This is a genomic window from Aeromonas genomosp. paramedia (assembly GCF_023093515.1).
Taxonomy (GTDB): Bacteria; Pseudomonadota; Gammaproteobacteria; order Enterobacterales; family Aeromonadaceae; genus Aeromonas.
This window is the reverse complement of sequence record NZ_JAAROG010000013.1, coordinates 48,915-68,879: the sequence shown is the minus strand read 5'-3', so window position 1 is coordinate 68,879 and position 19,965 is coordinate 48,915. Positions and strand designations below refer to the sequence as shown.

At 64.5% G+C, this 19,965-nt stretch carries 14 protein-coding genes; 5 read left to right on the top strand and 9 right to left on the bottom strand.

What is annotated here, in order from left to right:
* The first annotated feature begins 2 nt into the window (after window positions 1-2).
* From HB860_RS08965 to HB860_RS08950, 4 genes are all read left to right on the top strand, one after another.
* Complete coding sequence (locus tag HB860_RS08965; protein ID WP_041205942.1) at window positions 3-653, top strand: YfgM family protein; 651 nt, start codon at window positions 3-5, stop codon at window positions 651-653.
* Window positions 646-1,830: an outer membrane protein assembly factor BamB gene (gene bamB, locus HB860_RS08960; RefSeq protein WP_139434257.1), complete on the top strand. Its 1,185-nt coding sequence runs from the start codon at window positions 646-648 to the stop codon at window positions 1,828-1,830. Before HB860_RS08965 ends, bamB begins: the two co-directional genes overlap by 8 nt.
* 74 nt (window positions 1,831-1,904) lie before the next feature.
* A complete protein-coding gene (der, locus tag HB860_RS08955; RefSeq protein WP_106886585.1) occupies window positions 1,905-3,404 on the top strand; it encodes a ribosome biogenesis GTPase Der in 1,500 nt (499 codons plus the stop codon).
* A gap of 88 nt (window positions 3,405-3,492) precedes the next feature.
* Complete coding sequence (locus HB860_RS08950; protein WP_247626392.1) at window positions 3,493-3,723, top strand: zinc ribbon domain-containing protein; 231 nt, start codon at window positions 3,493-3,495, stop codon at window positions 3,721-3,723.
* Between the two features lie 344 nt (window positions 3,724-4,067).
* Here the strand turns inward: HB860_RS08950 and mltF are convergent, their stop codons facing one another.
* On the bottom strand, window positions 4,068-5,561 hold the full coding sequence (gene mltF, locus HB860_RS08945) for a membrane-bound lytic murein transglycosylase MltF (protein ID WP_247626391.1): 1,494 nt from the start codon (window positions 5,559-5,561) through the stop codon (window positions 4,068-4,070).
* Between the two features lie 149 nt (window positions 5,562-5,710).
* Between mltF and purL the strand changes: the two genes are divergently transcribed.
* Entirely contained in the window at window positions 5,711-9,604 is a 3,894-nt protein-coding gene (gene purL, locus HB860_RS08940) for a phosphoribosylformylglycinamidine synthase (RefSeq protein ID WP_247626390.1), read from the top strand.
* Between the two features lie 303 nt (window positions 9,605-9,907).
* On the opposite strand, the gene nuoN is transcribed toward purL, so the two are convergent.
* The 8 genes from nuoN to nuoG form a co-directional block, all read right to left on the bottom strand.
* The gene (gene nuoN, locus HB860_RS08935; RefSeq protein ID WP_139434261.1) at window positions 9,908-11,371 is read right to left on the bottom strand and encodes an NADH-quinone oxidoreductase subunit NuoN; all 1,464 of its coding nucleotides are present in this window, start codon (window positions 11,369-11,371) and stop codon (window positions 9,908-9,910) included.
* Between the two features lie 49 nt (window positions 11,372-11,420).
* Window positions 11,421-12,938, bottom strand: coding sequence for an NADH-quinone oxidoreductase subunit M (gene nuoM / locus HB860_RS08930; RefSeq protein ID WP_139434262.1), 1,518 nt, complete (start codon window positions 12,936-12,938; stop codon window positions 11,421-11,423).
* Window positions 12,939-13,006: 68 nt separating this feature from the next.
* Window positions 13,007-14,854, bottom strand: a complete 1,848-nt coding sequence (nuoL, locus tag HB860_RS08925) for an NADH-quinone oxidoreductase subunit L (protein WP_247626389.1) — start codon at window positions 14,852-14,854, stop codon at window positions 13,007-13,009.
* Window positions 14,851-15,159, bottom strand: coding sequence for an NADH-quinone oxidoreductase subunit NuoK (nuoK, locus tag HB860_RS08920; protein WP_005314891.1), 309 nt, complete (start codon window positions 15,157-15,159; stop codon window positions 14,851-14,853). The genes nuoL and nuoK overlap by 4 nt, the downstream gene beginning before the upstream one ends.
* Window positions 15,156-15,707 (bottom strand): NADH-quinone oxidoreductase subunit J, encoded by a 552-nt coding sequence (nuoJ, locus tag HB860_RS08915; protein WP_247626388.1) that lies wholly within the window; start codon window positions 15,705-15,707, stop codon window positions 15,156-15,158. The genes nuoK and nuoJ overlap by 4 nt, the downstream gene beginning before the upstream one ends.
* Window positions 15,708-15,716: 9 nt before the next feature.
* On the bottom strand, window positions 15,717-16,259 hold the full coding sequence (gene nuoI / locus HB860_RS08910; protein WP_025327221.1) for an NADH-quinone oxidoreductase subunit NuoI: 543 nt from the start codon (window positions 16,257-16,259) through the stop codon (window positions 15,717-15,719).
* A 7-nt stretch (window positions 16,260-16,266) separates the two neighbouring features.
* On the bottom strand, window positions 16,267-17,235 hold the full coding sequence (gene nuoH / locus HB860_RS08905) for an NADH-quinone oxidoreductase subunit NuoH (protein WP_247626387.1): 969 nt from the start codon (window positions 17,233-17,235) through the stop codon (window positions 16,267-16,269).
* Window positions 17,232-19,961, bottom strand: a complete 2,730-nt coding sequence (gene nuoG / locus HB860_RS08900) for an NADH-quinone oxidoreductase subunit NuoG (protein ID WP_247626386.1) — start codon at window positions 19,959-19,961, stop codon at window positions 17,232-17,234. Before nuoG ends, nuoH begins: the two co-directional genes overlap by 4 nt.
* Window positions 19,962-19,965: the final 4 nt, after the last annotated feature.

Below are 19,965 nucleotides of genomic sequence, written 5' to 3'. Positions count from 1 at the left end.
CTGTGGAAGTGTATACCACTGAAGAACAACAGGTTGAGGTCATCAAGAGCTGGTGGAAAGAGAACGGCACCTCGGTACTCGCCGGGACCGTGATCGGTCTGGTCGGCCTCTTTGGCTGGCGTTACTACAACGAGCTGCAGCAGACCAACCAGGAAGCCGCCTCTCAGGCTTACAACGCCATGACAGCCCAGCTCGCCAAGGGGGACGATGCCGCCCTTGAGCAGGCCAAGAGCTTCATCAGCGCCCATCAGGGCGACGCCTATGCCGAGCTGGCCGCCCTGCAACTGGCCGCGGCTGCGGTCAAGGCGGGCAAGCTGGATCTGGCTGCCGAGCAGCTGACCCAGGTGGCCGCGAATGGCGACGAGAGCATCAAGCCCATCGCCGCCCTGCGCCTGGCCCGGGTGCTCAAGGATCAGGGCAAGGCCGACGAGGCCCTGGCCCAGCTTGGCAAGATCAACAACGACGCCTTCAAGGCCCAGGTGGCGGAAGTGCGTGGTGATGTCCTGCTGGGGCAGGGCAAGCCCGAAGAGGCGCGCGATGCCTATCAGGTGGCGGCCGATGCCGGCGGCCTGCAGAGCAGCGCCGAACTCAAGCTGAAGATGGACGATCTGGCGCTGCCAGCGGTCACTGCAGGTGAGGCTCCGGATGCGTAATCTGTACAAGAAAATGGCGCTGGGGGTGGCAGTCTCCCTGGCCCTGCAGGGCTGCTCCCTGTTCAGCTCCGAGGAAGACCTGACCCCGATGGCGCCTCTGCCCGTGGTGGAGTCCGCCTTCAGTGCCGATACCAAGTGGTCCTCCTCCGTGGGGGATGGCATAGGCGATTTCTACTCCCAGCTGCAACCCGTGGTGGAAGAGGATCACATCTATGCCGCCGCCCGTGATGGGGACGTGACCGCCTTCGATCGCAACAGTGGCGAGACCCTGTGGAGCGTGGATCTGGCAGACCTGCCGATCAATGCCGACAAGCGCAGCGCCCGCCTCTCCGGCGGTCTGGTCTCCCGCTACGGCAAGCTGTTCCTCGGCTCCGAGAACGGGGTGGTCTACGCCCTGAACGAAGCGAACGGGGAAGTGCTGTGGCAGACCACTGTACCCGGTGAAGTGGTGGCGAGCCCCGCCGTCGAGGATGGTCGCGTGGTGGTGCTGACCACCTCTGGCCGTCTGATGGCGCTCGATACCGATGAGGGCAAGCTGCAGTGGACCCTGTCCGAAGAGCAGCCGCCCCTAACCCTGCGCAGTGCCAGCACCCCTGTCATCACCAACGGCGCCGTGCTCTATGGCCGTGCCGATGGCAAGGTGGGCATCGCCCTCTTGAGCAACGGCCAGCCGGTGCGCCAGTCCAAGGTGGCCGACCCGCGCGGCGCCACCGAGCTGGATCGCATGGTCGACGTGGACGCCAGCCCGCTGATTGCCGGTGATGAGCTCTATGCCATCGCCTACAATGGCCAGCTGATGGCCCGCAAGCTGATGACGGGTGACGAGGTATGGAAGCGCAAGTATTCCGGCTACCGCGACATGGCGGTCACCGGCAATGCCATCGTGCTGACCGACAGCCGCAGCCATCTGTTTGCGGTCGACAGGCGCAATGGTCTTGAGCTGTGGTCCAACACCCAGCTGGAAAACCGCACCGTGACCGCTCCCGTTGTCCTGGGTGACTACGTGGTGGTCGGCGATGTGGAAGGTTACCTGTATTGGCTGGATCGGACCGACGGGTCCATCAAGGCCATGCAGCAGCTCGACAGCAGTGGTCTCTATGCCGCGCCCCTGGTGGACGGTGACACCCTGTATGTGCAGAGCCGTGGCGGCAAGTTGTACGCTATCAAGCGTCCCTGATCGCCCGTCAATCTGAATATCCGGCTCCTGGTCTTCGGACCCGGAGCCTTTGTCGTCTTGAGAATGAGGCTTTTATGACTCCTGTAGTAGCCCTGGTGGGCCGCCCCAACGTGGGGAAATCCACCCTGTTTAACCGCCTGACCCGTACCCGGGATGCCCTGGTTGCCGATTTTCCCGGCCTGACCCGGGACCGTAAATACGGCCAGGCGAAGTTGGGCGAGCTGGAATTTATCGTGGTCGATACCGGCGGTATCGATGGCACCGAGGAGGGGATCGAGCTGAAGATGGCCGAGCAGTCCCTGCTGGCCATCGAGGAAGCCGATGTGGTGCTCTTCATGGTGGATGCCCGTGCCGGTTTGACCGCCGCGGATCAGGCCATAGCCGAGCACCTGCGCAAGACCCACAAGAAGGTGTTCCTGGTCGCCAACAAGACCGACGGCATCGACGGTGACTCCGCGGTCTCCGAGTTCTACGGCCTGGCGCTGGGGGAGGTCTACCAGATCGCCGCCGCCCACGGTCGTGGGGTGCTGAGCCTGCTGGAGCTGGCGCTGGCCCCCCACCTTGAGACCCTGGTCGAGGCTGCCGCCGAAGAAGAGGCGCAGGAAGAGGAGGACTTCGACGAAGAAGCCCTGCTGCGCATGGTGGCCGCCGGTGATCTCGACACCCGGGAAGACACCAAGGAGACCCCGTTCGCCGACTTGCCCATCAAGTTCGCCATCGTCGGTCGCCCCAACGTCGGCAAGTCCACCCTGACCAACCGCATGCTGGGTGAAGACCGGGTCATCGTCTATGACATGCCGGGCACCACCCGTGACTCCGTCTACATCCCCATGGAGCGTGACGAGCAGAAGTACGTGGTCATCGACACCGCCGGCGTGCGTCGCCGCGGCAAGGTGCACGAGACGGTGGAGAAGTTCTCCGTCATCAAGACCCTCAAGGCCATCGAAGACGCCAACGTCTGCCTGCTGGTGATAGACGCCCGCGAGACCATCACGGATCAGGACTTGAGCATCCTCGGCTTCGTGCTGAGCAGCGGCCGCTCCGTGGTGCTGGTGGTGAACAAGTGGGACGGTCTGGATCAGAAGGTGAAGGAAGACATCAAGAACGAGCTGGACCGTCGTCTGGGCTTCATCGATTTCGCCCGCGTCCACTTCATCTCCGCCCTGCACGGCAGCGGTGTCGGCCACCTGTTCGAGTCCATCAACGAGGCTTACCAGTCCGCCACCCGTCGTACCAGCACCGCCATGCTGACCCGCATCATGCAGATGGCGCAGGAAGATCACCAGCCGCCTATGGTCAACGGTCGCCGGGTCAAGCTGAAGTATGCCCACGCCGGTGGCTACAACCCGCCGCGCATCGTGATCCACGGCAACCAGCTGAACGATCTGCCGGACTCCTACAAGCGGTATCTCATCAACTACTTCCGCAAGTCCCTGAAGATCATGGGTACCCCGATCCGGGTCGAGTTCCAGGAGTCGGTCAACCCCTTCGAGGGCAAGAAGAACACCCTGACCCTGAGCCAGGAGCGGCAACGGGATCGCCTGCTCAAGGCCAAGAACAAGAGCAAAAAATAAGCCCTGACGGCTGCCCTGGTGGCAGCCGTTTTTTTATCTGCAAGATGAGGGGCGAGCCCGGCGCGCCTGCCCTGGAGAGGAGATGACCATGAGTCTCTTGACATGCCCGGCCTGCCAGGCCGAGCTGGACAGCCGCAGCCCAGAGGCGAGCTGCGGCCAGTGCCATGCCCGCTATCGGATCCGGGCCCTGTGCCCGACCTGCCTGCATGAGCTTGAACGGCTTCGGGCCTGCGGGGCGGTGGATTACTTCTGCAACCACTGCAACAGCCTGGTCTCCAAACGTAGTGTCCAGTTTGAGCTGACGCCGGTCGAGGCATAAAAAGGCATTAAAAAACCCGGCCTTGGCCGGGTTTATGCTGTGTGCTCCGCAATCAGCAAGGTATAGGAGCGGTTGCGGTGCCATATCTTGCGTTTCATGTCGGCCAGCTTCAGCTTGCGTCTGGGGCTCCAGGCGCATCTGGTTTTTCTGGTCAACGTGGCTCTTCTGCGTGTTCGCATCTGGTTTTCCTCCCTGGTCATCCCGGCGACGCTGACGGCTCCCTGGCATGGGTTGCCATCGGTATCGCAAGTTGATGAATGTATTGCAATAAGCCTCTCTCAGACAGGCTCTGGTCTGGGGGAATGGTAACAGAGAATTCCCCCAGACGACACACCCCGCAGGGCTCAGGGGGTGATGATCTGGCTGACCACCTCGGCGATGATGGCGGGGCGCTGTGCCGGGGGGGCCTGCTCGCTGCCGTCGTCCTCGTCCAGAGCCTCGCGGCGATGGGCCTTCTGCTGCTCGTTGTCGAGCCAGAGCAGGCTCTGGTAGTACTGGCGTACGTTGTTGACGTAGTTGCGCGCCTCGCCACCCCGGGCATAGCCGTAGCGCACCTTGCGATGCCAGCGTGACTGCTGCAGCAGGGGCAACACCTCTTTCACGTCGCTCCAGGCGTCCGGGTTCTTGCCGAGCTGCTTGGTCAGGCGGCGGGCATCCATCATGTGGCCATAGCCGATGTTGTAGGCGGTGAGGGCAAACCACACCTTCTCGTCCGCCGGCACCGAGTCCGGCACCTTCTCCATCATCTCCTGCAGGTAGCGGGCGCCCCCCTTGATGCTCTCTTCCGGGTGGGTTCTATCGTTCACCCCCATCGCCTTGGCAGTGGGTTCGGTCAGCATCATCATGCCGCGCACCCCGGTGTAGGAGCGGGCCTGGGGGTCCCAGTGGGACTCCTGATAGCTGATGGCGGCCAGCAGGCGCCAGTCAATCTCCTTGGCGTGGGTCTGGAACAGCGCCTGGTACTTGGGCAGCAGGCTCTTGGCCCGCTTGAGGAAGGTGCGGGTGTCGACGAAATCGAAGTTCTGCACATGACCGAAGTACTTCTCGTCGAGCTTGGCGATGGAGCCATCCATGAAGCGCTGGCCGAAGAAGTCGATGATGCTGGCGTAGAGGCTGTCATCGGGCAGCTTGGTCATGGCCCAGGCCACTGTCTGCTTGCTGGCGAGGGTCAGCCCCTCGGTGAGCTCGGGGTAGTAGCGCTGGGTGCGGGCCAGTACGGTGTCCTGCACCACCGTGTAGTCCACCTCGCCGTCGGCGACCTGCTTGAGCAGCTCCTCCACGTCGGCGTCCCGGTTGATGCGCCAGCTCAGATTGGGGTACTGGCTGGCCATCTCCTTCATCAGATCCTCGCCGGTGGAGCCGGCAGGCACCACTATGGTGCCCTTGATGTCGCCGAGATCCTTGGGTCTGGGGGAGCCGTTGCGATAGACCAGCTTGGGGGAGACCTGGTAGAAGCCGGGGCCAAAGCGAAACAGCTTGCGCCGCTCCGGGGTCACGACGATGGCGGCGGCGGCGAGATCCAGCTTGCCCTTTTGCAGCTGTTCGACCAGCTCGGCGGTGGAGTAGGCCGGGACTATGGTCAGCTTGACCCCCAGCCAGTCGGCATAGTGCTGCGCCAGCTCGTAATCGAACCCCTGGGCGGTGTCGTCACGCTGGTAATAGGAAGTGGGACCATAGAGGGTGCCAACACGGATCTCGCCCCGTTGGCGGATCTGCTCCAGCTGGCTGGAGGGGGAATAGAAGTCACAGCCGGCCAGGGCCAGTGTCAGCAACATCCCGATAAACAGTCGAAAAATGCAGCGCAAGTAGGTGAGTACCCTTGTTGAAAAAATCGGCATTTGTCAAAAGAGAGGCACCTTTATACCAGAGAGTGTGGAGGGAGTCACATCGTGGGAGATGAGAAAAACGTTTGTTCGCGGTGAGCCTGATCCCTATAATACGCGCGTCTCAAATCCCCCCACACTCTAAAACTTGGTGAGAAAGGTATATGGAAATCTTGCGTGGTGCCCCAGCACTGTCTGAGTTTCGTGTCCACAAGCTGCTGCAGAGCTGCGCACAGAGAGGAGTAGAGATAGCAGACGTCTATGCCGAATACGTGCACTTTGCCGAGCTTTCGAGCCCGCTCTCGCCCCCGGAGCGAGCGACCTTGGGCCAGCTTCTGCGCTACGGCCCGACCATCCCTGAACACACCCCCAGCGGTCAGCTGTTTCTCGTTACCCCCCGCCCCGGCACTATCTCCCCCTGGTCTTCCAAAGCAACCGACATCGCCCACAACTGCGGCCTGAACCAGGTCAAGCGGCTGGAGCGCGGCATTGCCTATTACGTGCAGGCCAAGGGCGAGCTGACCGCAGCCCAGCGTGGCGAGGTCGCGGCCCTGCTGCACGATCGCATGATGGAGGTGGTGTTCGATGAGCCGAGCCAGGCAGCCGCCCTGTTTGCCCATCACGAACCGCGCCCCTTCACCCAGGTGGACGTGCTGGGCGGTGGCCGCAGCGCTCTGGCCTCGGCCAACATCGAGCTGGGCCTGGCGCTCGCCGATGACGAAATAGACTACCTGGTGGAGAACTTCACCCGGCTTGGTCGCAATCCCAACGACATCGAGCTCTACATGTTCGCCCAGGCGAACTCCGAGCACTGCCGTCACAAGATCTTCAACGCCGACTGGACCATAGACGGTGAGCAGCAGCCCAAGTCGCTGTTCAAGATGATCAAGAACACCTTCGAGCAGACGCCGGATCATGTCCTGTCTGCCTATAAAGACAACGCTGCCGTGATGGAAGGCAGCCAGGGTGGCCGCTTCTTCCCGAGCCCCGCCAGCGGCGAGTACCAGTATCACCAGGAGCGCGTCGACATCCTGATGAAGGTGGAGACTCACAACCACCCGACCGCCATCTCCCCCTTCCCGGGGGCGGCTACCGGTTCCGGCGGCGAAATTCGCGACGAGGGTGCGACCGGCCGTGGCGCCAAGCCCAAGGCGGGCCTGGTGGGCTTCTCCGTCTCCAACCTGCGCATCCCAGGTTTTGAGCAGCCCTGGGAGCAGGACTTCGGCAAGCCGAGCCGCATCGTCAGCGCCTTTGACATCATGCAGGAGGGGCCCCTCGGCGGCGCCGCCTTCAACAACGAATTCGGTCGTCCCGCCATCCTCGGCTATTTCCGTACCTTCGAAGAGCAGGTGCCGAGCCACAACGGCGTCGAAGTGCGCGGTTACCACAAGCCCATCATGCTGGCGGGCGGCATCGGCAACATCCGCAGCGAACACGTCCAGAAAGGGGAGATCCCGGTCGGCGCGGCGCTGATCGTGCTGGGCGGCCCGGCCATGAACATCGGCCTGGGGGGCGGCGCCGCCTCCTCCATGGCCTCCGGCCAGTCTGCCGAAGACCTCGATTTCGCCTCGGTGCAGCGGGACAACCCCGAGATGGAGCGCCGTTGCCAGGAGGTGATCGACCGCTGCTGGCAGCTCGGCGATGACAACCCCATCGTCTTCATCCACGACGTGGGGGCCGGTGGCCTCTCCAACGCCATGCCGGAGCTGGTGAACGACGGCGATCGGGGCGGTCGCTTCGACTTGCGCGCCATCGCCAGCGACGAGCCGGGCATGAGCCCGCTGGAGATCTGGTGCAACGAGTCCCAGGAGCGCTATGTGCTGGCGGTCGCCCAGGAGAAGCTGCCCCTGTTCAAGGCCCTGTGCGAGCGCGAGCGCGCTCCTTATGCCGTGATCGGCACCGCCACCGAAGAGAAGCATCTGACCCTCTCCGACAGCCACTTTGACAACCAGCCCATCGACCTGCCGCTGGACGTGCTGCTCGGCAAGGCGCCCAAGATGCACCGCGACGTGCAGACCCTGCCCGCCCAGGGCAAGGCGCTGCAACTGGATGGCATCACCCTCAGCGACGCCGCCGAGCGGGTGCTGCGTCTGCCGACTGTGGCGGAGAAGTCCTTCCTCATCACCATCGGCGATCGCACCGTGACCGGTCTGGTCAACCGCGACCAGATGGTCGGCCCCTGGCAGATCCCGGTGGCCGATTGCGCCGTCACCGCCGCCACCTACGACAGCTATCACGGCGAAGCCATGTCCATGGGGGAACGCACCCCGGTGGCGCTGCTGTCCCATGCTGCATCGGCCCGCATGGCGGTGGCCGAGGCCCTGACCAACCTGGCACCGGCTCATATCGGCTCCCTCAAGCGGGTCAAGCTCTCCGCCAACTGGATGTCCGCCGCCGGTCACCCGGGGGAAGATGCGGGCCTCTACGAAGCCGTGAAAGCGGTGGGCGAGGAGCTCTGCCCGGCCCTTGGCATCACCATCCCGGTGGGCAAGGACTCCATGTCCATGAAGACCCGCTGGCAGCAGGACGGCGAAGAGCGCAGCGTCACCTCGCCGCTCTCCCTGCTGATCTCCGCCTTTGCGCGGGTCGAGGACGTGCGCAATACCGTGACCCCGCAACTGCGGACCGATCTCGGTGAGACCGACCTTATCCTGATTGACCTTGGCAACGGCAAGCAGCGCCTCGGCGCTTCCGCCCTGGCCCAGGTCTATCGCCAGCTTGGGCAAAGTGCCCCGGATCTGGACAACCCCGTCCAGCTCAAGGGCTTCTTCAACGCCATCCAGGCGCTGGTGGCGGATCGCAAGCTGATTGCCTACCACGACCGCTCCGACGGCGGCCTCTTCGTCACCCTGACCGAGATGGCGTTTGCCGGTCACTGCGGCCTCGACATCCAGCTCGATCGCATAGGTGGCGACCTGCTGCCGGCCCTGTTCAACGAGGAGCTGGGGGCGGTCATCCAGGTGCGTCGCGACGACAAGGAAGCGGTGCTGACCCTTCTGGCCGGTCACGGTCTGGCGGCCTGCTCCCACGTGCTGGGCACGGTGCGTGAAGATGACCTCATCCTGTTCCAGCGCGCCGGCACCGAAGTGTATCGCGCCAGCCGCACTGCGCTTCGCACCCTCTGGGGCGAGACCAGCTGGCAGATGCAGCGCCTGCGGGACAACCCGGAGTGCGCGGATCAGGAGCATGCCGCCCGTCAGGACGCCACCGATCCGGGTCTGCAGGCCAGATTGACCTATAACCCGTCCGAGGACGTGGCCGCCCCCTATATCGCCCGCGGGGTCTCCCCCCGTCTGGCGGTGCTGCGCGAGCAGGGGGTCAACTCCCACGTGGAGATGGCGGCAGCGTTCGATCGCGCCGGGTTCGCGGCGGTGGACGTCCATATGAGTGACATCCTGTCCGGTCGCATCAAGCTGGAAGAGTTCCAGACCCTGGTGGCCTGTGGCGGCTTCTCCTACGGTGACGTGCTGGGGGCGGGGGAAGGCTGGGCCAAGTCCATCCTGTTCAACGACGGGGCCCGTGAGCAGTTCCAGCGCTTCTTCGAGCGTGGCGATACCTTGTCGCTGGGCGTGTGCAACGGTTGCCAGATGATGTCCAACCTGCGTGACCTCATCCCGGGGGCCGATCTCTGGCCGCGCTTCGTGCGTAACCGCTCCGAGCGCTTCGAGGCGCGCTTCAGCCTGGTGGAAGTGCAGGAGTCCCCCTCCGCCTTCTTCGCCGGTATGGCGGGCTCGGTGATGCCCATCGCCGTCTCCCACGGGGAAGGGCGGGTGGAGGTGCGCGACGCCGCTCACCTTGCCGCGCTGCAACAGAGCGGCCTGGTGGGACTGCGCTTCGTGGACAACCGCGGCAAGGTCACCGAGCAGTACCCGGCCAACCCGAACGGGGCTCCGGCGGGCATCACTGCGGTCACCACCACGGACGGCCGTGCCACCATCATGATGCCGCATCCGGAGCGGGTGTTCCGCACAGTGGCGAACTCCTGGCACCCGGACAACTGGGGCGAGGATGGCGCCTGGATGCGGATGTTCAGAAATGCTCGCGTGCGTCTGGGTTAATCCCGCGCTGACGTGGTAGAGAATCAGAAACCGGCCCCCGTGGCCGGTTTTTTTATGGGCGTTGATCTGACGATGGGGAGGGGAGGCAGAGACGAGCGCGATGGGGGGCGAGCGGGTCATCCTCGTGCTCGCTGCTCCGTCAGCAGTCAGCAGTCAGCTGGAGGATGAGGTGCCCTGGACCGGCATTGATTGAGGGACACCGCTCTGGCGCCGCTTCTCAGACGGGCAAGCCGGTTTGGGGCTTGGCGGACATAAAAAAACCGGCCACGGGGGCCGGTTGTGTTGTGTGGAGTGAAGCTGAGGTCAGCGCAGCACCACGTGCTGGAAGCCCTGCACCAGGCTGATGACCGGCTGGGGATAGATGCCGAGCAGCACCACCAGGATGGCGGAGAGCAGCACCACCAGCCCGCCGGAGGAGAAGGCCCAGTCGGCCCTGGCATCGCGCAGCTGCATGCCGGGTTCGCGCAGGTAGAGGGTGACCATGACGCGCAGGTAGTAGTAGAGCCCCAGGGCACTGCCGAGCACGATGGCGCCGGAGAGCCACCACAGCTGCGCCTCGACGGTGACGCCGATGAGGTAGAACTTGCCGATGAAGCCGAGCGTCATGGGGATGCCCGCCAAGGAGAGCATCATCACCGTCATGACGGCGGTCAGATAGGGGCGCTTCCAGAACAGGCCGCGATAGCTGTGCAGGGAGTCCGCATCCTTGCCGCGATAGGGGCTGGACATCATGCTGATGACGCCGAAGGCCCCCAGGCTGGTGAAGAGGTACATCAGCAGGTAGACACCGGCCGCTTCCACCGGCATCTGGCCGAGGCGGCTCGCCACCACCACTGCCAGCAGATAGCCGAAGTGGGAGATGGAGGAGTAACCCATCATCCGCTTGATGTTGGTCTGGATCAGCGCCAGGAGGTTGCCGACCACGATGGAGATGACCGCCATGGCCGCCAGCAGCCAGTGGATCATGGGATCCGAGGTGGCCGGTACCGCCAGGTAGAAGCGCAGCAGCACGCAGAACACGGCTATCTTGCTCACGGTGGCGAGGAAGGTGGCCACAGGTGCAGGTGCCCCTTCGTAGACATCCGGGGTCCAGAGGTGGAAGGGGGCCAGGGAGAGCTTGAAGGCGAAGCCCACCAGCATCAGGCCGAAGCCCCCCATCAGCAGCGGGTGGTGAGCCGGGCTCTGGGCCAGGGTCAGGCCGAGATCGCTGAAGCTCAGGCTGCCCGCCTGGGCATAGAGCAGCGCCATGCCGAACAGCAGGAAGGCGGTGGCGGCGGCGGAGAGCACCATGTACTTGATGCTGGCCTCCAGGGAGTGGCGCTCGCGGTAGGCATAGCCCACCAGGCCGAACATGGGCAGGGTCAGCATCTCGATCCCGATGAACAGCGACGCGAGGTGACGGGAACCCGCCAGCACCAGGCCGCCTGCGGTGGCGATGAGCAGCAGCAGATAGAACTCTTCCCGGTTGTCCGGGTAGCCCTTGAGCCAGGAGCGACCGAAGGTGCAGGTGGCCAGGGCCCCGATGAGGACCAGCCCCATGTAGAAGACCGCGTAAGCGTCCACTTGCAGCAGGGGAGTGACCCCCTGATCTCCCTGGGCCATGACGATGGGCAGGGAGAAGAGCGCCAGGTTGAGACCTGTGATGGTCACCACGAAGGCGGTGTCATCGCAGCGCTTCCAGGCGATGGCGAGCATCAGGGCGACCATGGCCCCCGTGGTCAGCAACAGGGGCAGCAGGGCCAATAGTTGGGCGGCGGTAAACGTCATGACAAGGCTCCCGGCGTGGACAAGGAAGGGGAGAGAGAAGGAGAGGGCATCATTGCAGTGCTCCTGTGGCTGGCAGCGCGTACCAGTGCAGCACGCTCAGCAGGCTGCTGCTGGCGGTGTCGAGCACGGGTTGCGGGTAGAGACCGAGCAGCACCAGCAGGCCGGCTATGGTCAGCATCATGGCCAGCTCCCGTCTGTCCAGGCCCTTGAGGACGCTCTCGTCCTTGGGGGTACCGAAGCAGGCGCGCTGCAGCATGATGAGGGAGTAGACCGAGGCCAGCACCAGGCCGAAGGTGGCGATGATGGTGATGATGGGGGCCACCTGGAAGCTGCCGATGAGGATCAGGAACTCGCCGACGAAGTTGCCGGTGCCCGGCATGCCAAGGGAGGCCACCGAGAAGAACAGCATCACGCCGGGCAGGTAGCGCAGCCGACCCCAGAGGCCGCCCATCAGGCGCAGATCCCGGGTGTGCAGCCGCTCGTAGAGCTGGCCGCACAGGATGAAGAGACCGGCGGCGGAGAGGCCGTGGGCGATCATCTGCACCACGGCCCCCTGCAGGGCCAGCTCGCTGCCCGAATAGATGGCGATCATCACGAAGCCCATGTGGGAGATGCTGGTGTAGGCCACCAGACGCTTGATGTCGGTCTGGGCGAACGCCAGCAGGGCGCCGTAGACGATGCCGAACAGGCCAAGAAGCATGGCGTAGGGGGCGAACTCGGCGGAGGCCTCGGGGAAGAGCGGCAGGGTGAAGCGCAGCAGGCCGTAGGCGGCGGTCTTGAGCAGGATGCCCGCCAGGTCCACCGAGCCCGCGGTCGGTGCCTGGCTGTGGGCGTCCGGCAACCAGCCGTGCAGGGGCACCAGGGGCATCTTGACCGCGAAGGCGATGAAGAAGCCCAGCATCAGCAGCCACTGTACCGTGCTGCTCATGGGGGTGTTCAGCAGCTCCTGATAGTTGAAGGTGAAGACGCCTGTGCTGGCGTGGTGGGTCAGCACCAGGCCCAGGATGGCCACCAGCATGATGAGGCCGCTCGCCTGGGTGTAGATGAAGAACTTGGTGGCCGCGTTGATCCGGGATTTGCCGTCGGTGACCGAGTGGCCCCAGAGCGCGATCAGGAAGTACATGGGGACCAGCATCATCTCCCAGAAGAAGAAGAAGAGGAACAGGTCCACCGCCATGAAGACGCCGAGCACGCCCCCCAGGATCCACAGCAGATTGAGGTGGAAGAAGCCGATGCGCTGCACGATTTCCTTCCAGGAGCAGAGGATGGCGAGCACCCCGATGAAGCTGGTGAGCATCACCATCAGGAGGGACAGGCCGTCTACCGCCAGGTGCAATGAGATGCCGAAGCGGGGGATCCAGGGTTGCTGCCACTCGGCCGCCCAGACGGGGAGGCCGGGGCTTGCGAGGGAGAAGTCACCCCCCAGCCAGATGGCACCGGAGAGCACCAGACAGGCGCTCATGGAGAGCAGGGCTACCCAGCGAACGAATTGTCCGCCGAGCCGCTCCATCTGCCAGCAGAGCAAGCCGCCGATAAAAGGAATTAACAAGATCCAGAGTAAGGTCACGATATCAGCTCTCGTCTAGGTTCTAGTCGGGCAGGCCCCGGGCCTGCCACACATATTGGGCTCATGGATCAGCCGAGCAGCAGCAGGGCCAGGATCAGGGCGGCGCCCATCCCCATGGAGGCGGCGTACCAGCGCAGCTTGCCGGAGACTGTCCAGGCCAGCAGCTGGTGACCCCCCTGGGCCAGCACGGCGGGCAGGTTCATCATCCGATCCAGCGGGTCCTTGCCGAGCAAGCGAGTTGTCAGCAGGTAGGGCTTGACCCAGATCCAGTCATAGAGCCAGTCAAAGCCCCAGGCATTGAACCAGAGGGTGCTGAGCGCGCGGCCGACGGCACTCTCGGCGATCCCCTTCGCCAGGCGACGTTCGCCGAGGAACAGGAAGGCGGCGAGCGCAATGCCTGCCACGGCGATGACGCCGGAGAGGATCTCGAGGCTGTGGCGTCCCTCTTCAATATGATCCCCCGGGCCTGCCGGCAGTACCCCGGCGAGCGGCGGCACTATCAATGCGCCAACCCCGGTGGAGAGCACCAGCAGCACCAGCAGCGGCAGCTGGTGGGCCAGGCCGTGACCGGCGTGGGCCTCGGTTTGCGCCTTGCCGTGGAAGGCGATGAAGATGAGGCGGAAGGTGTAGAGGGAGGTCAGGAAGGCCCCACCCAGACCGGCCCACAGCAGGGCGCTCTGGCCACTGGCCTGCACCTGCCAGAGGATGGCGTCCTTACTGTAGAAGCCGGCGGTGACCAGCGGCAGCGCGGCCAGGGCCGAGCCCCCCACCAGGAAGCAGGCATAGACCAGCGGCAGGCTCTTGCGCAGGCCCCCCATCTTGAAGATGTTCTGCTCGTGGTGGGTCGCGACTATCACGGCACCGGCGGAGAGGAACAAGAGCGCCTTGAAGAAGGCGTGGGTCATCAGGTGGAAGATGGCCCCTTCCCAGGCGCCGACCCCCAGGGCCAGGAACATGTAGCCAATCTGGCTCATGGTGGAGTAGGCCAAAATCCGCTTGATGTCGGTCTGGACCAGGGCGGCAAAGCCTGCCAGCACCAGGGTGATGGCACCGACCAAGGCCACCAGATGGAGGATCTCCGGGGCCAGCAGGAACAGACCGTGGGTGCGGGCGATGAGGTAGACACCGGCGGTCACCATGGTGGCCGCGTGGATCAGCGCCGAGACCGGGGTCGGGCCCGCCATGGCGTCTGCCAGCCAGGTTTGCAGCGGCAGCTGGGCTGACTTGCCGACCGCGCCGCCGAGCAGCATGAGGCAGGCGAACGACAGGGCAGGGGAGCCCTCGGCAAACATCGCGGGGGCACGCACCAGCAGCTCGTGGATGTTGAGGGTGCCGAGCTCGCGGTAGAGCACGAAGAGCCCGATGGCGAGGAAGACGTCGCCAACCCGGGTCACCACGAAGGCCTTGAGGGCGGCTGCCCCGTTGGCCGGGTTGCGGTAGTAGAAGCCGATCAGCAGGTAGCTGCACAGCCCCACCCCTTCCCAGCCGAGGTAGACGAACAGCAGATCATCGGCCAGCACCAGGAACACCATGCTGGCGATGAAGAGGTTGGTGTAGGTGAAGAAGCGGGAGTAGCCCTCTTCCCCGCGCATGTACCAGGAGGCGAACAGGTGGATGAAGAAACCCACCCCGGTCACCACCCCGAGCATGGTCAGCGACAGTCCATCCAGCGCCAGACGGAAAGTGGGGGTGAAGCTGCCCACCGACATCCACTGCCACAGGGTCTGGGCATAGACGCCGCCCTCAGGGGTGTGATTGAGGAAGTCGAACCCGACCCAGAGGGTGGTCAGGGCCGACAGGCCTATGCTGCCGACACCGATGAGTGCCGCGCTGCGCTCGCCGAGACGGCCGATGGAGAAGGCCAGCAGCAGCCACCCCAGCAGGGGGAACAGGAAAGTCAGGTATAGGAGGCTCATCCGCGCATCTCGCTCACAGTGTCCACGTTCAGGGTGTGGTAACGACGATAGAGCAGCAGTAACAGGGCGAGGCCGATACTGGCCTCCGCTGCCGCCAGAGAAATCACCAGTATGTACATGATCTGGCCGTCGGCCTGGGCCCAGCGGCTACCCGCCACCACGAACGCCAGCGCGGACGCATTCATCATGATCTCGATACTCATGAGGATAAACAGCAGGTTGCGGCGGATCAGCAGACCGCACAGCCCGATGCAGAACAGGATGGCGGCCAGCAGCAGACCGTGTTCCATTGGGATTCCATTCATGACTGACCTCCTTCCTGGGATGGGCGAACTGTGGGTTTGGGGACGGAGAGCACCTCCCCGCTCTTGTCTTCACGGCCAAGGTGATAGGCGGTGACCAGACCCGCCAGCAGCAGGATGGAGGCGAGTTCCACCGCCAGCACATAGGGGCCGAACAGGGCGATGCCGACCTCCTTGGCGCTGACGTCGGTCAGTCCGAGTTCACCGCCGGTGACCCCGAGAATGCCATGGGCCAGGAAGCCGAGCAGGATGAGGGAGAGCAGGGCAGGCCCACCCCAGGTCATGGGGGTGAGCCAGTTGCGCTCCTGATCCTGGGCGGACCCCAGGTTCAGCATCATCACCACGAACACGAACAGCACCATGATGGCGCCGGCGTAGACGATCACCTGCAGGGCGCCTGCGAAGGAGGCCCCCAGGCAGAAGAAGATCATGGCCACGGCGATGAGGGAGATGATGAGATTGAGCAGCGCATGCATGGGGTTGCTGGTGCTGATGACCCGCAGCGTGCTGTAAACGGCGACCAGGGCCGCGGCATAAAATGCCAGTTCCATGATTGACTCCTAGGGCAGCAGGCTCTTGACATCGATGGGCTTGGCTTCGTTCTCGGCATCCCCTTTGGGCTTGCCGTCGATGGCCATCCCGCTCATGCGGTAGAAGTTGTAGTCCGGGTATTTGCCGGGGCCGCTGATCAGCAGATCTTCCTTCTCGTACACCAGATCCTGGCGACGATACTCCCCCATCTCGAAATCCGGCGTCAGCTGGATGGCGGTGGTGGGGCAGGCCTCTTCGCACAGGCCGCAGAAGATGCAGCGGGAGAAGTTGATGCGGAAGAACTCCGGGTACCAGCGACCGTCGTCCCGCTCCGCTTTTTGCAGCGAGATGCAGCCGACCGGGCAGGCCACGGCGCACAGGTTGCACGCCACGCAGCGCTCGTCACCGTCCGGATCCCGGGTCAGTACGATACGGCCACGGAAACGGGGGGCGGCATAGACCTGCTGCTCCGGGTAGTTCAGGGTCTCGCGGGGGCGCCAGGCATGGGAGAAAACCATCCCCAGACTGCGCAGTTGGGTGCCAACACCCTTGATAATGCTCGTAATTTTCATTGGTGCCTCACTGCACGTTCATAAGCACGACGGCGCCGGTTACCAGCATGTTGAGCAAGGTAAGCGGTAAGCAGACTTTCCAGCCAAAGGACATCACCTGGTCGAAGCGCGGGCGGGGCAGGGAGGCCCGCAGCAGGATGAAGAACACCATGAAACAGGCGGTCTTCAGAGCAAACCAGATGAAGGGCGGCAGCCAGGGGCCGTGCCAGCCACCGAAGAAGAGGGTCACGATGAGGGAGGAGATCAGCACTATGCCGATGTACTCGCCCACGAAGAACAGACCCCACTTCATGCCCGCGTACTCGATGTGATAACCGTCGGCGAGCTCCTGCTCGGCCTCCGGCTGGTCAAACGGGTGGCGGTGGGTGACGGCAACCCCGGCAAACAGGAAGGTGATGAAGCCCAGGAACTGGGGGATCACGTTCCACAAACCGGCTTGCGCTTCCACTATATCCCGCAGGTTGAAGCTGCCGGTCTGGATGACGATGCCCATGAGCGACAGGCCGAGGAACACCTCGTAGGAGAGGGTCTGGGCCGAGGCGCGCAGGCTGCCGAGCAGGGAGTACTTGTTGTTGCTCGACCAGCCGGCGAACAGCACGGCGTAGACAGCAAGCCCTGCGATGGCCAGGATGTAGAGCAGCCCCACGTTGAGATCCGCCACGCCCCAGATGGGGGTGATGGGCACCACCGCAAACGCCAGGATGAAGGCGGTAAAGGCGATGATGGGGGCCAGCACGAAGATCCGGTGATCCGCGAACGGCGGGATCCAGTCCTCCTTGAAGAACATCTTGACCATGTCGGCCGCCAGTTGCAGCAGGCCGAAGGGGCCCACCCGGTTGGGGCCGTACCTGTCTTGCCAGAGCGCCAGCAGACGGCGCTCGATGAAGCTCATGAAGGCGCCAGCCCCCACGATCCCCACCAGCACGATCAAGGCTTTGCCTACCTCCAGCAACAGATCGATCAGCTCATTGCTCATGCGATGGCCTCCTGCAAGTCAGTCACATAGGCCTGGTGCAGCGCGGTCGGCAGACCATGGGCCCCCAGGGGCAGGCCGAGCAGGCCTGGTGCCAGCCGCTCGCTGATCCGAAGGCGCAGCCGCCAGTGGTGACCCCCCCAGGAGAAGGCCACCAGATTGCCGGCATGAAGGGCCAAACGGGCGGCGTCGGCCGGGTTCAGCACCAGCTCGGGGTCCCCCATGCGGGCCTGGATGACGGGGCTGCGCGCTGAGAGCTCGTCGCCACCGAACAGCTGGTCATAACTGACCACCTGCAGGGCTGCCTCTGCCCTGAAGGGGGCGGGAATGGTGTCGAACCAGCCGAGGGACTCGCTGCCTGGCTCCAGCAGACGACGACCGGGATCGCCGGCCCGCAGGCTGCCACCCACCTCGTCCTGGAACTTGTTCCAGGCAGAGGGGGAGTTCCAGCCCGGTGCCCAGGCGAACGGCACCTGTTGCAGGGGCTGGCGGGCGCCGGCATAGCCTTCCATGGAGAAGGCGAACGGGGAGTCGGGATCTTGCGCCACACGGGGCTCGCTCACGTTCTGATCCGCCAGCATGGAGGTGCGGCCGCTGTAGCGGTGCGGCTCGCGAGCGAGCTTCATGCCGCGGATGCGCAGCCCCGCGTTGGGGGCGGCTTCGCGCATGGTGACCAGCAGCGGGGCAGAGGCGGCGCAGGCTGCACTCACCTCGTCGAAGGTGCTCCAGCGCGGGGACTTGCCGTCCAGCATGCCTTGCAGCGCGGCCAGCCAGCGCCAGCCTTCGCGCACCTGGATGTCGGCGTCGTAGAAGGCGGGGGCATAGACCTGGAAGAAGCGCTGGGCGCGGCCTTCCATGTTCACCACAGTGCCATCGGCCTCCGCGAAGCTGGCGGCAGGCAGCACCAGGTGGGCCTGCCGGGCGGTGCCGGTGTCCTGATGATCCACCACCAGCAGATGCTGCAGGCGCTTGATGGCGCCATCGACCCGGTTGCGGGGGGCGCGGCGATAGAGATCGTTCTCCAGGGTGATCAAGGCAAGGGATTCGCTCCCTTCGATGCGCTCGAGGGCGGCTTCCAGCGGGGCGGCGTTGCCGGCCAGCATGGCCAGCCCCAGGCTGTTGGCCTCCTGGGCCACCAGCGCCAGCTCCACGGCCTGGCCGCGACCCTTGAGGGCGTGAGCTATGTTGCTGGCCGCCTCGATCAGCGCCTGGTTGCGGGCACCATTGCCTGCGATGATGAGCGGCTTCTTGGCATTGCCGAGCAGCTCGGCCCAGCGGCTGGCTTGGGCCAGCTGATCGGCGTCCAGATCCTGCGGGGCAGGGGCCAAGCCGTCGAGCAGGTGGGCGATGGCAAAGCCGAGGCGGGCCTGATCGGCGTGGGGGGCGTGCAGTGTATCGGCGGCCACGTCGTCGAGACGGGTCTGATCCAGGCTGGTGATGAGCAAGGGGTAGCGCTCATTCTGAGCGAGCGTCTGCACCGCGGCGACCTGCCAGAGATCCACCTTCAGCTTGCGGGCTATTTCGCGTCCCTTGCCCTTGACCGCCTGGCGCAGGGCCAGGGCGATGCGGGCGGCGGTCTGGGTGACATCTTCACCCAGCACCAGGACGGCGTCTGCCTCTTCCATGTCGCGCAGGCTGGGGGTACGTACCCCGCCCTGGTGCAGCACATGCAGCATCTTCTGCAGGCAGGCCCATTCGCTCTGCTCGACGCCTGCGTAGAAGTTGGCGGCGCCCACCAGCTCGCGCAGGGCGAAGTTGCTCTCGAGCGAGGCGCGGGGCGAGCCGATGCCGATGATGCCGCTTGCGGTGCGCAGGGCATCGGCGGCGCGGTTGAGGGCGCCATCCACCGTGATGGCCAGCTTGTCATTGCCATCCTGCAGCAGGGGTTGGCGCGGGCGGTCGGCCTGGTTGACATAGCCGTAACCGAAGCGGCCGCGATCACAGAGGAAGTAGTGGTTCAGGGCGCCGTGGAAGCGGTTCTCGATGCGGCGCAGCTCGCCGTAGCGCTCCCCCGGGCTGATGTTGCAGCCGACCGAGCACTGCTGGCAGATGCTGGGGGCGAACTGCATGTCCCACTTGCGGTTGTAGCGCTCGGAGTGGGTCTTGTCGGTGAAGACGCCGGTGGGGCAGACCTCCACCAGGTTGCCGGAGAACTCGCTCTCCAGGGTGCCATCCTCGACCCGGCCGAAGTAGACGTTGTCGTGGGCGCCGTAGACCCCCAGATCCTCGCCGCCGGCGTAATCCTTGTAGTAGCGCACGCAGCGATAGCAGGCGATGCAGCGGTTCATCTCGTGGTTGATGAAGGGACCGAGATCCTGATTCTGGTGGGTGCGCTTGGTGAAGCGGTAGCGGCGGCTGTTGTGGCCCGTCATCACCGTCATGTCCTGCAGGTGGCAGGCGCCACCCTCTTCGCACACCGGACAGTCGTGGGGGTGGTTGGTCATCTGCCACTCCACCACAGTCTTGCGAAACTCCTTCGCCTCTTCGTCCTCGATGGAGATATAGGTGCCATCGGTGGAGGGGGTCATGCAGGACATGACCAGGCGGCCGCGCTTGTCGTCGGCATTCTGGTACTGTTTGACCGCGCACTGGCGGCAGGCGCCGACGCTGCCGAGCGCCGGGTGCCAGCAAAAATAGGGGACGTCCAGACCCAGCGACAGACAGGCTTGCAGCAGGTTGTCTGCCCCGTCTACCTCGAACTCTTTACCGTCTACATGAATGGTTGCCATACAA